This is a genomic window from Idiomarina sp. UBA4206 (assembly GCF_002383015.1).
GTDB lineage: Bacteria > Pseudomonadota > Gammaproteobacteria > Enterobacterales > Alteromonadaceae > Idiomarina > Idiomarina abyssalis.
The window spans coordinates 1-299 of record NZ_DFTS01000032.1 but is presented as its reverse complement, the minus strand read 5'-3'; the positions used below and the strand labels follow the sequence as shown (position 1 = coordinate 299).

Here is a 299-nt window from a genome sequence, read left to right as displayed (position 1 = left end):
TGGCTCAGTTCCCTCTTTTAATTGCCAGATGCTGTTGCCAATATCACCAATCATGCTGGCGTGCGGGAAGTAAACTGAGTCGACTTCTGCGCCCTGAAAGTTAATGTGTACCACTTTACGTTTGTCATTATCGCCGGTTTTCATCATAAATGGGGGCTTCTCTACCACGTCGTGGCCCACATTAAGGATTAAATCCGCTTTCTCTATCGCCCGGTGCGGGTAGTCGCCATCGGAAACGGCCGCGTTACCCAGCCAGCGAGGATGATCCTCATTGATAACGCCTTTACCCATTTGGGTGG

At 50.5% G+C, this 299-nt stretch carries 1 pseudogene; it reads right to left on the bottom strand.

Annotated elements, in window-relative coordinates:
• A pseudogene (locus tag B3180_RS06855) lies at positions 1-299 on the bottom strand (acetolactate synthase large subunit); the annotation flags it as partial.